Here is a 17,447-nt window from a genome sequence, read left to right as displayed (position 1 = left end):
CCTCATCATTAACAAACTTTGCGCTGACTGCGTCAGCGTTATGCACATCAGTCCGTGATTGGTTGCGCATGATAATTGAACACCTTATTCTGCGCAATTTTTATACTATTACAAATTTATTCGGACTGATGGAAACGAAATATCGGCAACAGGTAGCGCTGTGTTTGTGTGATAATTTCTTCATAGTAAGCCGGTTCAAGCGTGCGCCAGAGGCGTTGATACCACACATCCGTCCCTTCGCCGCTGACCACCATATTACCTTCATAGACCTGAAGAAATTTGCTACGCGCTTTTTGTTGCGTCTCTTCGTCCGTTAACATGACATCCTTTTCAGCGTCATAACAGACTTTTAGCCATGCACCGCCGCTTTCCGGCAGTAACAGCAGCGGTCTGGACATGCCTTGCAGGTAGCCTTCTACCAGCTGATCAAGGTACGCTTTGGCCTGTTCCTGCGCCAGAGGCGGGAAACGCCACTCGCCCTCTTTGCGCACCAGCAGCCGGCTTTCACCGGTTCCGCCGCTAGCACAGTAGACAAGGTGTTCCAGCCAAAGTTGCATCCCCTGCGCGACGCTCAGCAGCGACGGCCGCCAACGCAGCAGACCGTCAGATTGTACCTGCTGTAGCCACCCCGTAATGTTGACTCCGTGACATTGCAGATCGATTTCCATGCTCTGCCCCGGCTGACGGCTGGCAATGACCCGCTCCGCAAGGTTCTGCATCTCCTGACGCTGCGTCTCCCAGGCCAGCTCACCAAAAGCGCCAAACGGCAGTTCTCCCGCGGCGCGGAAGCGACGATACATCGTCGACGCATCCTGTTGTTCAATCAGCGTATTCAGCAACTGCTGGTTCAGCTGATAACGGCTAAGTCCTTCGAGGGTGAACGGCTCGTCATCGGGAATTTCACTCTCTTCAGAACGGAAGTTAACCCGCAGGCGCTGCTGGAAAAAGGCGCGTACCGGGTGTTGCCAGAATCGCAGCAGCTGTTCAAATGGCAGCGTTTCGATAACCGGCGCCGGCAACGGCTGGATAAAGTCGCCATGCGCCTCTCCCTGCTGGCTGGCAGCCGCCAGCCACTCCCGGGCGTAGCTCTGATATTCATCATCACGGAAATTGGCCGCATCAAAGGGCATGCGCGTATGCAGATGGGTGATATGTGCTTTGACGCGTCGCTCGCTGGCGTCACAATCCAGCGCTTCATCCCCGGCCAGGCAGTGGCTCTGGCCAATATAGTCCGCCAGTTCTTGCACCAGCACCGAAGGATAGCGTTCGCTATTGTCCTGAATTGAGCGGCCGATGTAGCTGATATACAATGTCTGTTCGGCGGACATCAGCGCCTCCAGGAACAAATAGCGGTCATCATCACGACGGCTGCGGTCGCCGCGCTGCGGTTTCTGACTCATTAAATCGAAGCCCAGCGGCGCCAGCGTCCGCGGATAAACGCCGTCGTTCATCCCGAGCAGGCACACCACTTTGAACGGTATAGAGCGCATCGGCATCAGAGTACAGATGTTTATCGGCCCGGCGAGGAAGCGCTGGCTGATACGCTGCTGGTCCAGCCGCTGCGCCAGCTCATCGCGCAATAAAGACAGAGGAACGGACTGCTCATATTGTGCCTGGGCACCTTCGCCAATCACCGTCTGCCATTGCTGTTCAATCAGCGCCAGCGCCGCTTCGGTGTCGCCGTCGGGCAAGAAAAAGTCATTGAGCAGTTCGCGACAAAGCGGCAGCCATTCCGCCAGCGGACGTTCCTGCGCCAGCTTCCGGCGCCAGAGGTTGAGCTGCATCAGCAACGAAGCCAGATTACCCACCAGTTCAGCGATCAGCCCGCTGGATTCATCATAGGGCAGGACCGACTGCCATTCGCCCTGGCTGCTGTCCATCGCATAGCCCAGCAGCATCCGCGTCAGGCCAAAGCGCCAGGTGTGTTGCCCGGTGGCAGGCAGATCCAGTTCGCGCACATTATCGTCATCCATTCCCCAGCGCACGCCGGATTCATTAACCCACTGACGCAGATAGCGCAGCCCCTCTTCGTCAATGTTAAAGCGCGCGGCGAGCACCGGAACATCCAGCAGAGCCAGGACATCTTCGCTGGCAAAGCGGCTGTCGGGCAGAGCAAGCAGCGTAATAAATGCCTGCAGAGCCGGATGCGATTCTGTGGCGCGCCGGTCGGAAATCGCCCACGGTAGCCAGCGTTCGCCGCTGGCGCTGCCGAATACCGCCTGAATGTAAGGGCTGTAGCTGTCGATATCCGCCACCATCACGATAATATCGCGCGGCGTCAGTTCAGGATTCGCCTCCAGCATCGCCAGCAGCCGGTCATGCAGCACCTCGACCTCACGCTGCGGACTATGGCAGACGTGGAGGGTCAGGCTACGATCGTCGAGTGCCAGCGGGCGTTTGCCGTGACTGTGGGCAAACTCTTCGGCGCTTCTTCCGGCCACTGCGGTATTGCGCAGTTCGAGGATATCCGCCTGCAAATTGTGCAGCAGATTATCCGGCGTAATATCGACAAAGGCATCCAGCTCTTCATAACGATCCAGCCCGGCCAGCAGATAGATGTAGTCGCGACCCAGCTTCCCCCAGGAAGCGAGCAGCGGATTACCGACGTCCTGTTCCCCCGCATCGTTAAACAATGCTGGCGCCTGCCCGGTATCGCGAAACAGCGGGAGTTCGCGCGGTTCACGATGATGACGGCGCTGGCGTGACAGCAGTTTCGCCAGAAAGGCCGGGTCTTTAATATCGCCCCAGTAGTAACGACAGGGGTTGGTGAACAACACATACACATCGACGTGCTTGCCCAGCGCCTGAAGCGCCTGCAGGTAAACCGGCGGCAGCGCCGAAATTCCGCAAATAAAAACCCGCGAAGGTAGCCCGGCCGGAGGTTCATCCGCCGCTTCCAGCGTGCTGATAAAGCGCTGGTACAGATTGGCACGATGCCAGAGCGGCTGCCCCAGCGCAGCGGTATGGTCGACCAGCGCCTTCCATAACGGCGCCTGCCACTGCTGGGCGTCGCCGAGGCCATCGACGCGCTCATTGGCCTCCCAGCGCATCAGCCATTCCGGGCGATAGACCAGATACTGGTCATAGAGGTCGGCGACCCGGGCTGCCAGCTGAAACAGTTTGCGCTTGTCGCTATCGTCGCTGAGATAGTGGCGTAACAGCGTAAAAGCCTCATCGTCAAGATGTTGCGGCAGGAGGGTCATCAGTTTCCAGCTCATGCTCTGCTTACTGAAGGCGCTTTCCCCGGGTATATCCGACAGTACGCGGACAAACATGTCCCAGATAAAGCTCGCCGGCAGCGGGAAGTCGATATTGGCGGCAATGCCAAACCGTTTTGCCAGCGTCATCTGTAGCCACTGCGCCATCCCGGTACTTTGCACCAGCACCATTTCCGGCATGAAAGGGTCATCCAGCCGCTGGCGCTCGACGATAAATTCCATCAACGCTTCAAGAACATCCAGACGGTTTGAGTGGTACACCCTTAACATATTCGCTCCTGACTACTGACTGACCGGGCAATGCAACCGGGTCATCTGCACCCGTTTATCCACGGGCATGGTGATCGTTACCGTGATGCTGACACATCTGGCCGCCGATGTCTGCAAGCGGGTAACGGACCCGCCGGGTGGGATCTCCGGAGGGTTCATCTGACCATAGCGCCACGCGTCGCGCCACAGCTGGCGATATTGATTTAACTGGATAAAACCATTGGCCAGCCCACGCTGGTAGCCGCCAAGGGCGGTCACCACCATAACCAGTAACGTCATCGCCAGCAGCGTTTCCGGCAGGCTAAACCCTTGCTCATGGTTCACGGCATCCGACACAGATTCGCCTCCGTTAGTGGACAAAAGTCGCTCCAGCCGTGGGGAGAAAAGCGCACCACGCCCTCTTCAACCCGACCAGATTGCCACAGCAAAATGCGACCGCCGCTGGCGATTAACAGGGCGGATGCATCGTCAAAAATGCGCAGGCAGGCGCGCCAGCCCCCGGCAGCAGAATCACGGCAGGCGTTGGCATCGTGTACCGTCCACGCCAGAGTTTTTCCCCACTGCAGCGCGGAGTGCGCACCGGCCGTTTCGCGGATCGCCTGAGTTTCACCCGCGGTTTGCGCCAGCAAGGAGCGCTGCTGCTGGTTCAGCCCTTGCAATAACATACTGCCAAGCGCCAGCAGCAAAAGCACCATCAGCAACGAGGAGGCTCCCCGCTGGCGGTTCATAAGTTATACCCGGTCACGCGGTATTCCGCCTGAGCCGAAATATGGGGATCCGCAACCGCATGCGCCGCCAGCATGACGGTAAGCTCCGGAGCAAATCCGGCGATATCCTGGCGGGTAACCTGAAAATGAGTCACGTTGAGTGCTCCGGGATTCGTCATTTTTTCCCATCCCCCGTCGCTGCAGCTGGTCACACCGCGCCGCGTTTCCAGCGCCCCGTTGTTCAAACGAAATCCTGTCGCATCAGACATTGCTTCCGGCGTGGCATCCCACGCGCCGTTGCTATTACTATCCCAGCGGACGATCGCACAGCGACCATCGCTGGCGATAAGCAACGGTTGTCCCACGCACTCCCCGGCGCAATAGCCCGCACGCTGCAGATGTTTTGCTACCGTATACACGCGCTGCCAGAGTTCGTTATCCAGAGACTGCTGCTGCGTCTGCCGCAGTGTCTGCCGTTGCAGAGCAGGCAGAAAACGCGATGCGCCCATCAGTAAAATCGCGCTGATGGCCATTGAGATAAGCGTCTCGGCCAGCGAAAAACCTCGGGGAATCAGAGGCACGATGCGTTCTCCTCGTTGCGGCACAGGCGAATTCGCCCCCAGCCAGATACGATAATATTCCAGCTCCCCCCCGCGCTTTGCAGCCGGATATGTCCGGCCCAGGCGCTGTTACGCAACCCGTAAAAACCTAATCCCGGCGTGATGTGGCTGAGCGCCACTTCCGGCCAACGCGGCAGCAGCGTAAACGGCGTTACTGCCGCACACTCCGCCAGCGTATCCTCGGCGCTCAGACACCAGACGCCGCCGCTTTGCCCCACGCTCACCAGCCGATTGCGGTTATGCCAGTTCGCGTCGTCGCGTAGCAGCACCAGGTAGTCGCGCACCTGGCTGGCGGTTTGCCATAAGCGCTGTTGTTGCTGCCAGCTCTGCCAGCCGTACAGCCCTCCTGCGCTGAGAATAAGCACCAGCGTCAGCGTTATCAGGGTTTCAATCAGGGTGTAGCCACGTTGTCTGTTCATGGCGCGAGTATGGGGAAAAAACGGCGCGGAGACGACGGGCAAAATAGCCTTTCGCGAGGCGTGCCGAAGCCAGGCATCAGGTTTGCAGACGATTACAGAAAATCAGGAAGCGAGTTTGCGCAGGCAAAAAAAACCGGCGCCTCAGGCACCGGTTTTTATCTCTTTACGACATCCTGTGCCGGGCGAATTAAATCGCCACCGGCGCTTTAATTCCCGGATGCGGGTCATAGCCTTCGATGTCGAAGTCTTCAAAACGGTAGTCGAAAATCGACGCTGGTTTCCGTTTGATGATCAGCTTCGGCAATGGACGAGGTTCGCGGCTCAGCTGCAGATCCGTCTGTTCAAGGTGGTTGCTGTAGAGGTGAGTATCCCCACCGGTCCAGACAAAATCACCGACTTGCAGATCGCACTGCTGGGCGACCATGTGCACCAGCAGCGCATAGCTGGCGATGTTAAACGGCAGGCCGAGGAACACATCGCAGGAACGCTGATACAGCTGGCAAGAGAGTTTGCCGTCCGCGACGTAGAACTGGAAAAACGCGTGGCACGGCGCCAGCGCCATTTTATCCAGCTCGCCGACGTTCCACGCAGAAACGATGATGCGACGTGAATCCGGATCGTTTTTCAGCTGTTCCATCACCGTGCTGATCTGGTCGATATGGCGGCCGTCCGGCGCAGGCCAGGAACGCCACTGTTTGCCGTAAACCGGCCCCAGATCGCCATTTTCATCCGCCCACTCGTCCCAGATAGTGACGTTGTTTTCATGCAGATACGCGATGTTGGTGTCACCCTGGAGGAACCACAGCAGTTCATGGATGATGGAGCGTAAATGACAGCGCTTGGTCGTCACCAGCGGGAAGCCTTCCTGCAGGTTAAAACGCATCTGATGGCCGAAGATGGAGAGAGTGCCGGTACCGGTGCGGTCATTTTTTTGCGTGCCCTCGGCGAGCACTTTCTGCATCAAATCAAGATACTGTTTCATGGTTCCTCAAGAAGTTTGTTGCTGCGGACGACGACGGTACGCCCAGACCATCATAATGATACCCGCAAGCACCATTGGGATCGAAAGAATCTGCCCCATGCTGATGTACTGTACCCATTCACCGGTGAACTGCTGGTCTGGCTGGCGGAAGAACTCCACGATAATGCGGAACAGGCCGTAGCCAATCAGGAACAGACCGGATACCGACCCGGTCGGACGCGGTTTACGGATAAACAGGTTCAGAATCAGGAACAGGACGACCCCTTCCAGCGCCAGCTCGTACAGCTGCGAAGCGTGACGCGGCAGCGCGCCGTAGGTATCAAACAGCGATTGCCATTCCGGATGAGACGGCAGCAGCGCCAGATCTTCCGCGCGCGAGCCGGGGAAAATCATCGAATAATGGAAGCTCGGATCGACGCGGCCCCACAGTTCACCGTTGATAAAGTTGCCCAGACGCCCCGCCCCGAGGCCAAAGGGGATCAGCGGCGCGATAAAATCGGCGACCTGGAAGAAAGTGCGTTTAGTGCGTCTGGCAAAAATGATCATCACGAGGATGACACCAATCAGGCCGCCGTGGAACGACATGCCGCCGTCCCAGACGCGGAACAGATACAGCGGGTCCTGCAGGAAAACCGGCAGATTATAGAACAGGACATAGCCGATACGGCCACCGAGGAAAACGCCAAGGAACCCGGCATACAGCAGGTTTTCGACTTCGTTTTTGGTCCAGCCGCTGCCCGGACGGTTGGCCCGACGGGTGGCTAGCCACATCGCAAAAACAAAGCCGACCAGATACATCATCCCGTACCAGTGGAGGGAGACCGGCCCAAGGGAAAATATGACCGGATCAAAATCCGGAAAATGCAGGTAGCCACTATTCATCTGTCACCATAAAGACTTGTTATTCCGCCGAAAGTGGACAGCGGTGATCATACACGCCCGACCTATACGGGTGCTCCAAGGGGGCGAATAATAGCATAAGGTTAATTCGCTGGCCGTGCCGTTGTTGTAAAAGATATGTATACGGATGCTAACGGCACACGGGAGTTTTCCCGGAGGCGGTGCCGATCACCTGTCCGGGTTACCTGACTGAGCCGTTATTTTGCCGGGTGGCGCTACGCTTACCCGGCCTACCGCTCTCTAACGGCTAACGGCCGCCGCGGATCAAGCCGCCCAGACCGCGTCGCTCCATGAAGGCCGCCACCTGATGGCGAACCTCGGTGGCCATCTGCGCTTCAAGGCTCCGACGCGACAGTTCCTGAGCTTCGGCAATATCGATACGTCGCAGCAGGTATTTGACCCTCGCCACCGAACGACCGTTCATGGACAGGTGGCGATAGCCAAGACCAATCAGGATCGTCACGCACATCGGATCGCCCGCCATTTCACCGCACAGCCGCAGGTCAATGCCGAAGCGTTCGGCATCATGCGCAATCATCGCCAGCGCCCGCAGCACCGCGGGATGCAGGCTGTCATACATGCTGGCAACCCGGGTGTTGTTGCGATCGACGGCGAGGATATACTGAGTCAGGTCATTGGTCCCTACCGAGATAAAATCCACGCGGCTGGCAAGATTCGGCAGCATAAAGACCATCGAAGGCACTTCCAGCATTACGCCAAGACGCGGGCGAGGAATAGCGTAGCCAATCATCTCTTCGACTTCACGGCTGGCGCGATCGATCAGACGGCGCGCCTCATCCACCTCATCAAGACTGGTCACCATCGGCAGCAAAATACTCAGGTTGCCGGTGGCGGCATTGGCACGCAGCATGGCGCGCACCTGGATGAGAAATATTTCCGGCTGATCGAGAGTAATGCGGATGCCGCGCCAGCCGAGGCACGGGTTCTCTTCGCTAATCGGCATATACGGCAGCTGTTTATCGGCGCCGATATCCAGCGTACGCAGGGTCACGGGCTTTTCATTAAACATCTGCAGCATGCCCTGATACTGGGCGACCTGCTCCTCTTCCGACGGGAAACCGCTTTGCAGCATAAACGGGATTTCGGTCCGGTACAGGCCGATGCCGTCGATAAAGTTGCCAAGCTTTTCTTCATGTTCCAGGCTCAGGCCAGCGTTCAGCATGACCTTCACCCGCTCGCCGCTTTTCAGCTCGGAAGTGTGTTCCAGATCGTCTTCCGCCAGCCGGCTGAGTTCGTTCTCTTCGCTGACCAGACGCTGATATTCTTGCAGCAGCGCCGGTTCCGGGTCGACCAGCAGTTCGCCGCGGTAGCCATCCACCACCAGCATGTGGCCGTGGAGCAGCGAAGGCTGGATATCAGCCCCCATAACCGTCGGGATCCCCAGCGCCCGCACCATAATGGCGGCGTGGGAGTTGGCTGCGCCATCGCGGACGACGACGCCCGCCAGCCGGTCCTGCGGAACTTCCGCCAGCGTCGTCGCTGACAGCTCGTCGGCCACCAGCACAATACGCGCCGGCCAGGTATTAGGCCCCTGAATCGTATCATCGAGATGGAAAAGCAGGCGCTGACCCAGCGTACGCAAATCGCCGGCCCGCTCTTTCAGATACCCGTCGCTCAGCGCGGCAAACTGTTCGGCGAACTTCTCGATGATCTTCTTCACCGCCCATTCTGCCACCGCGCCTTTATCGACTTCCGCAAACAGCTCGCGACGCAGACGCGCGTCGGACAGGAGGTGTGAATAGAGATCGAAGATCGCCGAAGTCTCTTTTTGCGCCCCGGCGGCATAACGCTTGCTGTAGCGACGAAACTCGTTCGCCGCCTCTTCCAGCGCACCGGTCAATCGTTCGCGTTCGGAAGCGGTATCAAGCGTCGATGCCTCATACACCTGTTCCATGAGCGGCAGACTGATGTCCATCCAGCCTTCGGCAATGGCCACCCCGGAGGAGGCGGGCAGCGCGCGAATACGCGTCTGTCGATACTGGCCAAACAGCGCGGTCAGCTGAGACTGGGAAAGAATGGCGGCCATTTGCGTCGCCAGGGTGACGAGAAACGACTCTTCGCTTTCATCAAACTGACGCAGCTCACGCTGCTGCACCACCAGCACACCCAGCAGCTGACGCCGCTGGATAATCGGGACGCCAAGAAAAGCGCGGAAGCGATCCTCTTTGACGGCAGGAATATATTTAAAGCTGGGATGTTTTTGCGCATCGGCAAGGTTGATAGGCTCCGCAAGGCGCCCGACCAGGCCAACGAGGCCTTCGTCAAACGCGAGCGCAACGGTACGCCCGCGAGGTTTTTTCAGCCCGCGAGTGGCCATAAGGTAATAACATCGTCGGTCGTGATCGGCCAGGTAAACCGAACAAACTTCCGTTTCCATCGCTTTGCAGATATCGGTGACCAGGATATCCAGCGCCTCGTTTAAACGCGGCGCACTCGCGACCTTCTCGACGATTTCTCGTAACCGAGTGAGCATAATATGCGTGGCTTAACCTCTTTTACGTCGATAAGCAGGCGCGCTTTGCGGTTTAGGTGCACTTTCCGCCAGCGACATGGTCACGCTGGCAAACTCTTTCATCACCCGGCGGTACACGTCGCGCTTAAACGACACCACCTGACGAACCGGGTACCAGTAACTTACCCAGCGCCAACCATCAAACTCAGGTGTACTACTGGTTTGCATATTGATTTCTGCATCGCTGCCGATCAACTGCAGGAGAAACCACTTCTGTTTCTGGCCGATACAAACCGGCTTTGTGTCCCAACGCACCAAACGTTTAGGCAACTTGTAACGCAGCCAGTTACGGGTTGAGGCCAGGATTCGCACATCTTTACGACTTAACCCAACCTCTTCGAACAATTCCCGATACATTGCCTGCTCGGCTGATTCCCCTGGATTAATGCCCCCTTGCGGGAACTGCCACGAGTGCTGACCATAGCGCCTGGCCCACATAACCTGGCCCTGGCGATTACAGATTACAATACCGACATTTGGGCGGTAGCCATCGTCATCAATCACCGGACTACCTCAAAATAATCTTCAATGTGAATGATTGTTTCACACTCGCTGTAAACGGTAAACCACTCTGTTGTCACTGTGCGATCGAATAACATTTGAATAACTCACAGTAATCAGCAGAGTTATAAACAACGAAAGCGATCGAGAGCCCATTTTATTCACTTTTTCTGTGGATAGAGTTGTGAAGAAGTATGGAATTACCCAGGGAAAACCCAGAGTAGTCCGAAGTGCTTACGAATAGCATAATTTAATAATGGCATTATATTCATGATGTTATCACATATATCTTTCAGTAATTACAGTTAAACGTGATGATCATCACACATGCGATCCTGGAACTGATGAAAGATCGAACAATGTCGATTTTATCCACAGATTATCCGAGTCCACTGGGCACATTTTGTCTAAAAATTCGATTTTCGTCGCACGTCAAGGCTGTAAATGGAAACAGTAGTGCCGCTTTTCCCCAGTTATCCCACTTTTCTGTGGATAACATGGTGTAAGATCCTGTTCATTGCCAGTGACCAGTTCTGGAAAACCCGCGACCACTCTTTTCACAACGACAAAAAAATGAAAAAAAAACCATACGAATCATCAAATTGTCATAGTTACCCAGGAAAAGGTAAACTCTATCCACAACGCACTGAAATACCGTTCATTTTTTAACCAGAGGTTTTGCCGTATGCCCGCCATCGCGCCGTTAACGTCCCCACCGCAAACCCAGCAGCAGCTCCTGGCCCAGGCGCAGGGGCTGGCAGGCTACTCGCTGGGCGAACTGGCGGCGCTGGCAGGGATTCCCATTCCACGCGATTTAAAGCGCGATAAAGGCTGGATCGGTATTCTGCTGGAGATTTGGCTGGGCGCCAGCGCCGGGAGTAAACCCGAGCAGGATTTCGCCGCGCTGGGCGTCGAACTGAAGACCATTCCTGTCGATAGCCAGGGCCGTCCGCTGGAAACCACCTTCGTTTGCGTCGCCCCGCTCACTGGTAACAGCGGCGTGACCTGGGAGAGCAGTCACGTGCGCCATAAGCTCAAACGCGTTCTGTGGGTGCCGGTGGAAGGGGATCGCGCCATTCCGCTGGCGGAACGCCGCGTCGGCGCTCCGCTGCTGTGGAGCCCCAGTGAAGAAGAGGATCGCCAGCTGCGAATGGACTGGGAGGAGCTGATGGATCTGATTGTGCTCGGCCAGGTGGAGCGCATCACCGCCCGTCATGGCGAGGTACTGCAGTTGCGCCCGAAAGCCGCCAACAGCAAAGCGTTAACCGAGGCGATTGGCGCCCGCGGAGAGCCGATTCTCACGCTGCCGCGCGGCTTCTACCTGAAGAAAAATTTCACCGCCGCCCTGCTGGCCCGTCATTTTCTCCTCGGCCACGATTAATTTTTTGTTCTGCCTGCCAGGTTGCATATAATTGCGACTTTCTTTTTTGCAGGACTTTGAACTATGTTATTTGCATGGATAACCGATCCCAACGCCTGGCTGGCGCTCGGTACACTGACGCTGCTGGAGATCGTGCTGGGGATCGATAATATTATTTTTCTCTCTCTGGTTGTTGCCAAACTGCCCACCGCCCAGCGTGCTCACGCAAGACGTATCGGGTTGATGGGCGCGATGCTGATGCGTCTGGGGCTGCTGGCCTCTATCGCCTGGGTCGTGAAGCTGACCAATCCGCTGTTTACCGTTTTCGACCAGGCGATCTCGTTTCGCGATTTGATCTTACTGCTCGGCGGTCTGTTCCTGATCTGGAAGGCGAGTAAAGAGATCCACGAGTCGATCGAGGGCGAAGAGGAAGGGCTGAAAACCAACGTCCATTCATTTATGGGCGCCATCGTGCAGATCATGATACTGGATATCATTTTCAGCCTCGACTCGGTCATTACCGCCGTTGGGCTGTCGGATCATCTGTTCATCATGATGGCTGCGGTGGTGATTGCCGTCGGCGTAATGATGTTCGCCGCCCGACCGATTGGCGACTTTGTTGACCGTCATCCGTCGGTGAAAATGCTGGCCCTGTCGTTTCTGATTCTTGTCGGCTTCACCCTGATGCTGGAAAGCTTCGAGATCCATATTCCGAAAGGCTACATCTACTTCGCGATGTTCTTCTCGATTGCCGTCGAAAGCCTTAACCTGCTGCGTAATAAAAAAAATCCGCTGTAAGCCACAAAAATGCAGCCCAAACCTGGGCTGCAAACTTTTTTAAGACTTTACTGCTTTTTATGTCTCACAAATCAGGCTATTAATACACTGGTGTGAGGTGCGACCATTCAAGAGGTAATGACGATGAAAAAATGGGCAGTATTGATTTCCGCCGTGGGACTGGCGTTCTCGGTTTCCGGTTGCAGCAGCGATTACGTGATGGCGACAAAAGACGGACGCATGATCCTGACCGATGGTAAGCCAGCCGTTGATGATGATACCGGCCTCATCAGTTACGAAGATCAGCAGGGCAATAAAATGCAGATCAACCGCGACGATGTTTCGCAGATTATTAAACGTTAAGACTTTTCGTCGGCCAGCCGCCTGCCAGCACTCGCCTGGCGAGGCCGCCTTCCCCGACAGCGGACCCTCTTAATAAAGAGTCGGGATCCTCTGAAACCTCCGCAGCATCGCGTCTTCGGATTCTGAACCCCCGGCTTTTTTGATTTTTTTACTTCCTCTTTTTCTCCCCCTCTGCCATTTTGATACTCCTTTGTCGGGGAACTCCTGACCTTGTTAATAAAAAAGGAAGCCGGCTATGCAGTATCACCGTATCCCACACAGTTCTCTTGAAATCAGCACGCTCGGGCTGGGCACTATGACTTTTGGTGAGCAGAATAGCGAGGCCGACGCGCACCAACAGCTCGACTACGCTGTCAGCCAGGGCATTAACCTGATTGATGTCGCTGAAATGTATCCCGTACCGCCGCGCCCGGAGACCCAGGGGCTGACGGAAACCTACGTCGGCAACTGGCTGGCGAAACGCGGCAATCGCGAAAAGCTGATTATCGCCTCCAAAGTCAGCGGCCCTGCGCGTAATAACGACAGCAGCATTCGTCCGAACCATGCGCTGGATCGTAAAAATATCCGTGACGCGCTGCACGACAGCCTGAAGCGCCTGCAAACCGATTATCTCGATCTCTACCAGGTTCACTGGCCACAGCGCCCGACCAACTGCTTTGGCAAACTGGGCTATAGCTGGACCGACACCACGCCGGTCGTCACCCTGCTGGATACACTTGAAGCGCTCACCGAATTCCAGCGTGCCGGTAAAATCCGCTATATCGGCGTCTCCAACGAAACGGCCTTTGGCGTCATGCGTTATCTGCACCTGGCGGATAAACACGACCTGCCGCGCATCGTCACCATCCAGAATCCCTACAGCCTGCTGAACCGCAGCTACGAAGTGGGTCTGGCGGAAGTCAGCCAGTATGAAGGCGTTGAGCTGCTGGCCTACTCCTGTCTGGCATTTGGCACCCTGACCGGCAAGTATCTTAACGGTGCAAAACCGGCCGGCGCGCGTAATACGCTTTTCAGCCGCTTCACGCGCTATAGCAGTGAGCAGTCGCAGAAAGCGGTAGCGGCCTACGTCGATATCGCCAGACGGCATAACCTCGACCCGGCGCAGATGGCGCTGGCCTTTGTCCGTCGTCAGCCGTTCGTCGCCAGCACCCTGCTGGGCGCCACCACGCTGGAGCAGCTTAAAACCAACGTTGAGAGCCTGCATCTTGAGCTGAGTGAAGCGGTATTAGCGGAAATTGAAGCGGTGCATCAGGTCTATACCTACCCGGCACCGTAAGCGTCAACCCCTCCCGGATAGCGGCTGACGTCTTATCCGGGCTACCGCAAAGACTAAACAGTAGCCCGGCTAGCCTACTGCGAGCCGGGGATTCCCGGGTGATGCCGTAAACGGCTTACCCGGGCTACGACTGACGTCGGCCCCACAGCCACAGCGCGGCGATAGCCAGCGCAAACACCGCGCCAAAGCCAATCCCGACGCCCACCACCGGAATACCGATTCTCACCGCCAGCGAATAGAGCCCCAGCATCAGCAGCATGGCCACGTTTTCGCCGAGATTTTGTACCGCAATCGCGTTACCTGCACCAACGGTATGCTTACCGCGTTCCTGCAGCAGCGCATTGAGCGGCACAATAAAGAAGCCGCCGAAGATACCGAGCAGCAGCAGCAGAGCAAATGCCGGTAAAAGCGCCTGCTGTAAGGTGAAAAGGATCACCGCGACGCCGATTAAAACCCCGGCAGGCATGCAGCGCGAGACGGTTTGTAGGGTGACCAGCTTCGCCGCCGCGCCGGCGCCCAACACGATCCCGACGGCCACCATCGCATTGAGATAGGTCGGCATGGCGTTACTGGTGATGCCAAGCGCCGCCGGTACCCACAGCACCAGCAGGAAACGCAGCGTCACGCCGGCGCCCCAGAACAGGCTGGTTCCCATCAGGGAGAAACGCGTTTCGCCATTACGCCATAGTGTCTTACAGGCGCTAAAGAAGCTGTGAGTCATCGGGGTAAAACGCCACGACTGGCCGGGACGCGCCGCCGGCAGCTTCGGGATCCACAGGTTGGCGATCACCGCCCCGCCATACACCAGCGCACAGATGGCCAGCGCGGCCAGCACATGCCAGTCGGCCAGAATGCCGCCGGCCATCGAGCCCAGTAAAATCGCCGCAATGGTAGACGACTCCATCAAACCGTTAGCTTTCACTAACTTATCCCCGGTGGTCAGCTCGCCAAGAATGCCGTATTTGGCCGGCGAATAGGCCGCCGCGCCCACCCCCACCAGGGTATAGCCGATAAACGGGTTCAGACCAAAACAGATGCAGCCAGCGCCAACCAGCTTCATGCCGTTGGCGACCATCATCACTCGCCCTTTGGCAAAGCTGTCGGCAAACTGGCCGACAAACGGCGCAAACAGTATGTAAGCACCTACAAACAGCATCTGCATCACCGGCTGGCTCCAGTCCGGGTAAAACTGCTGCTTCATCAGCGCCAGCGTGGCAAACAGCAGCGCATTATCGCCAAATGCCGAGAGGAACTGGGCGCAGATGACCGCCATCATCCCTTTTGAGTACAGCGAAGTGTTAGTGTGTACTGACTCACTCATCAGAATCTTCCGTCTGCTCAACCATACCTTTCAGGGTGACAAAGTCCGGCTTGCCGCTGCCGAGAACCGGCAGCTGCTTCAACCAGCGAATGTCGCGCGGTACCGCCAGCTCCGGCACCCCATGTTCACGGGCGTAGCGCAGCAGTTTTTCACGGTTCAGTTCATTATCGGTGGTAAAGAGCACCAGCGCCTCGCCTTTACCGGCATCTTGTTTAATCGCCGTGGCATGCATCTTGTCAGGTGAGACGCCCAGAGCCACCTGCTCAACCATTTCCAGTGACACCATTTCGCCGGCGATTTTCGCGAAGCGCTTAGCACGCCCCTGAATGCGCACATAGCCCTGCTCGTCAAAGGTGACGATATCCCCGGTGTCATACCAGCCGCTCTCCATTTCGCCATGCTGATTTTCCGCCGTCGGTGTTTCCAGCACGCCCGGGTTCTCCACCCGCAGATAGCCGTTCATGATGTTCGGCCCTTTTAACTGCAGGCGGCCGCCCTCTTCAATACCCGGCATCGCCAGCAGGCGCGCATCCATCCCCGGCAAAATACGCCCGACGGTTCCCACCTTCGCCGCCATCGGGACGTTAATCGATACCACCGGCGCACATTCGGTGACGCCATAGCCTTCGAGAATGCGCAGGCCAAATTTGTCCTGCCACAGTTGCTTCGTGCTCTCCTGCAGCTTTTCCGCCCCGGCGACCACGTAGCGAAGACGATAGAAATCGTACGGGTTAGCAAAGCGCGCGTAGTTCGCGAGGAAGGTCGACGTCCCGAATAGCACCGTACAGTTGCGGTCGTAAACCAGTTCCGGCACCACGCGGTAATGCAGCGGGCTGGGATAGAGGAACACTTCTGCGCCGGTAAACAGCGGGGTAAACAGACCGACCGTCAGCCCAAAGGAGTGGAACAGCGGCAGCGCCGACATAAAGCGATCGTTGGCAGTAAAGTCGGCAATGGTTTTAATCTGCTCGACGTTGGCCAGAATACTTTTATGACTATGCACCACCCCTTTCGGGTTGCCTTCGGAACCGGAGGTGAAGAGGATAATCGCCGCATCTTCCGGCTGCTGTTTGACCTGCGCCAGTTTCGGCGCCAGCAGATGGCCGAAGATCCACAGCTTATCGCCGGTCGTAACGTCGCCTTTCAGGTCTTCAAGGAAGACCCAACGTACCTGAGTAAGCTGCTCCGGCAGATGCCAGAGTTTGCCTTTATCAAGGAAGGTACGGGAGGTAAAGATCGTCTTGATTTCTGCGGCGGTAATCGCGCTACTCAGCCCTTTAACCCCGGCGGTGTAGTTCATCATCGCCGGAATACGCCCGCGGGCAATAGCGCCAAAAATGACCGCCGCGTTGATGCCGGCGTTGGGTAACATCAGGCCGATTCTTTCACCCTGAGCGCTGTATTTTTCCAGGATGCGCGCCACAAAGAGGGTTTTGGTCAGCAGCTTGCGATAGGTATCGGGTTGAAAGTTAATGTCTTCCACGCAGTTTTTGCGCGCGCCGAACCGATCCTGCGCCGCCAGCAGCGATTCATACAGCGTTTCCCGTGGACGCACCGCCATACGCGCCTCCATCATAATCTGGTGCAGCATTTCCCCGGCAATTTTGCGGCGATCGCGGGCGCGGGGAGCCTGAGGCATTTCAATGCGGGTTGGCGGCAACAAATGCAGCTGGATCCGAGGGAACAGGCGACGTTTGACCAGCCCCTTGAGACGACTAAACGGGGTCAGCTCCGCGCCTTCGATACGCAGTGGGATAATAGTGGCCTGCGACTTTGCGGCCACAAACGCCGCCCCGTCATAGATTTTCATCAGCGAACCGCTAACCGAGATACGCCCTTCCGGGAAGATAACCACCGGACGCCCCTGCTCAATCAACCGCACCAGGTGTTTTATCGACATCGGTTTCGTCGGGTCGAGCGGGACAAAGTCGATCAGTGGCGTCAGCACGCGCATAAACCAGCGCTGGCTGATAGAACTGTACACCGCAAAGACCGGTCGGACGGGCAGGAATAAGGCTAGCAGGATCCCATCGAGGAAAGAGACGTGATTCGGGGTGATCAAGACCTTTTGTTGTTGCAAGGGCTGCGTGTCGCCGGTCAGTCTGACCCGATACAACCCTTTGAACAACAGCCTGAAAAATGCCAACAGCATAACAACTCCATTTGACCGGTTATTAAGTCATTGCAGGTTACACGAGAA

General features: G+C 56.8%; 15 protein-coding genes and 1 pseudogene. 5 read left to right on the top strand and 11 right to left on the bottom strand.

From position 1 onward, the window contains the following. Positions 1-116 precede the first annotated feature (116 nt). The 9 genes from recC to rppH form a co-directional block, all read right to left on the bottom strand. The gene (recC, locus tag AC007G_RS06880) at positions 117-3,488 is read right to left on the bottom strand and encodes an exodeoxyribonuclease V subunit gamma (protein ID WP_032690899.1); all 3,372 of its coding nucleotides are present in this window, start codon (positions 3,486-3,488) and stop codon (positions 117-119) included. Positions 3,489-3,500: 12 nt separating this feature from the next. Continuing rightward, positions 3,501-3,767, bottom strand: coding sequence for a prepilin-type N-terminal cleavage/methylation domain-containing protein (locus AC007G_RS06875; protein WP_249807876.1), 267 nt, complete (start codon positions 3,765-3,767; stop codon positions 3,501-3,503). 41 nt (positions 3,768-3,808) lie between these two features. Beyond that, entirely contained in the window at positions 3,809-4,216 is a 408-nt protein-coding gene (locus tag AC007G_RS06870) for a DUF2509 family protein (RefSeq protein WP_032690897.1), read from the bottom strand. Beyond that, positions 4,213-4,770, bottom strand: a complete 558-nt coding sequence (locus AC007G_RS06865) for a prepilin peptidase-dependent protein (RefSeq protein ID WP_228304925.1) — start codon at positions 4,768-4,770, stop codon at positions 4,213-4,215. Before AC007G_RS06865 ends, AC007G_RS06870 begins: the two co-directional genes overlap by 4 nt. Next, positions 4,767-5,234, bottom strand: coding sequence for a prepilin peptidase-dependent protein (locus AC007G_RS06860; protein WP_032690895.1), 468 nt, complete (start codon positions 5,232-5,234; stop codon positions 4,767-4,769). The genes AC007G_RS06865 and AC007G_RS06860 overlap by 4 nt, the downstream gene beginning before the upstream one ends. A gap of 187 nt (positions 5,235-5,421) precedes the next feature. Further along, a complete protein-coding gene (gene thyA / locus AC007G_RS06855; RefSeq protein ID WP_032690892.1) occupies positions 5,422-6,216 on the bottom strand; it encodes a thymidylate synthase in 795 nt (264 codons plus the stop codon). A 6-nt stretch (positions 6,217-6,222) separates the two neighbouring features. Beyond that, positions 6,223-7,098, bottom strand: coding sequence for a prolipoprotein diacylglyceryl transferase (gene lgt, locus AC007G_RS06850; protein WP_032696727.1), 876 nt, complete (start codon positions 7,096-7,098; stop codon positions 6,223-6,225). Positions 7,099-7,363: 265 nt separating this feature from the next. Next, entirely contained in the window at positions 7,364-9,610 is a 2,247-nt protein-coding gene (ptsP, locus tag AC007G_RS06845) for a phosphoenolpyruvate--protein phosphotransferase (RefSeq protein ID WP_004867094.1), read from the bottom strand. A 12-nt stretch (positions 9,611-9,622) separates the two neighbouring features. Beyond that, positions 9,623-10,153 carry an RNA pyrophosphohydrolase gene (rppH, locus tag AC007G_RS06840; protein WP_004867097.1) on the bottom strand — a complete coding sequence of 177 codons (531 nt, stop codon included), beginning with the start codon at positions 10,151-10,153 and terminating at the stop codon, positions 9,623-9,625. Positions 10,154-10,606: 453 nt separating this feature from the next. On the opposite strand from rppH, the pseudogene AC007G_RS06835 reads away from it, so the two are divergent. The 5 genes and pseudogenes from AC007G_RS06835 to AC007G_RS06815 all read left to right on the top strand — a co-directional run. Beyond that, positions 10,607-10,747 (top strand): annotated as a pseudogene (locus AC007G_RS06835) (hypothetical protein); the annotation flags it as partial. 88 nt (positions 10,748-10,835) lie between these two features. Further along, the gene (gene mutH, locus AC007G_RS06830; protein ID WP_032698877.1) at positions 10,836-11,531 is read left to right on the top strand and encodes a DNA mismatch repair endonuclease MutH; all 696 of its coding nucleotides are present in this window, start codon (positions 10,836-10,838) and stop codon (positions 11,529-11,531) included. 63 nt (positions 11,532-11,594) lie between these two features. Beyond that, the gene (locus AC007G_RS06825; protein ID WP_032690888.1) at positions 11,595-12,308 is read left to right on the top strand and encodes a TerC family protein; all 714 of its coding nucleotides are present in this window, start codon (positions 11,595-11,597) and stop codon (positions 12,306-12,308) included. Between the two features lie 123 nt (positions 12,309-12,431). Next, positions 12,432-12,650 carry a YgdI/YgdR family lipoprotein gene (locus tag AC007G_RS06820; protein ID WP_004867116.1) on the top strand — a complete coding sequence of 73 codons (219 nt, stop codon included), beginning with the start codon at positions 12,432-12,434 and terminating at the stop codon, positions 12,648-12,650. Positions 12,651-12,885: 235 nt separating this feature from the next. Continuing rightward, positions 12,886-13,926, top strand: coding sequence for an NADP(H)-dependent aldo-keto reductase (locus tag AC007G_RS06815; RefSeq protein WP_032690887.1), 1,041 nt, complete (start codon positions 12,886-12,888; stop codon positions 13,924-13,926). A 124-nt stretch (positions 13,927-14,050) separates the two neighbouring features. Here AC007G_RS06815 and lplT read toward each other — a convergent pair whose 3' ends face one another. Beyond that, complete coding sequence (gene lplT / locus AC007G_RS06810) at positions 14,051-15,247, bottom strand: lysophospholipid transporter LplT (protein WP_032696725.1); 1,197 nt, start codon at positions 15,245-15,247, stop codon at positions 14,051-14,053. Continuing rightward, positions 15,240-17,399, bottom strand: a complete 2,160-nt coding sequence (gene aas / locus AC007G_RS06805; RefSeq protein WP_142629845.1) for a bifunctional acyl-ACP--phospholipid O-acyltransferase/long-chain-fatty-acid--ACP ligase — start codon at positions 17,397-17,399, stop codon at positions 15,240-15,242. The genes lplT and aas overlap by 8 nt, the downstream gene beginning before the upstream one ends. Positions 17,400-17,447: the final 48 nt, after the last annotated feature.

It is taken from the genome of Klebsiella sp. CSG-1 (assembly GCF_056521145.1).
This window is presented reverse-complemented; position numbering and strand designations above follow the sequence as displayed.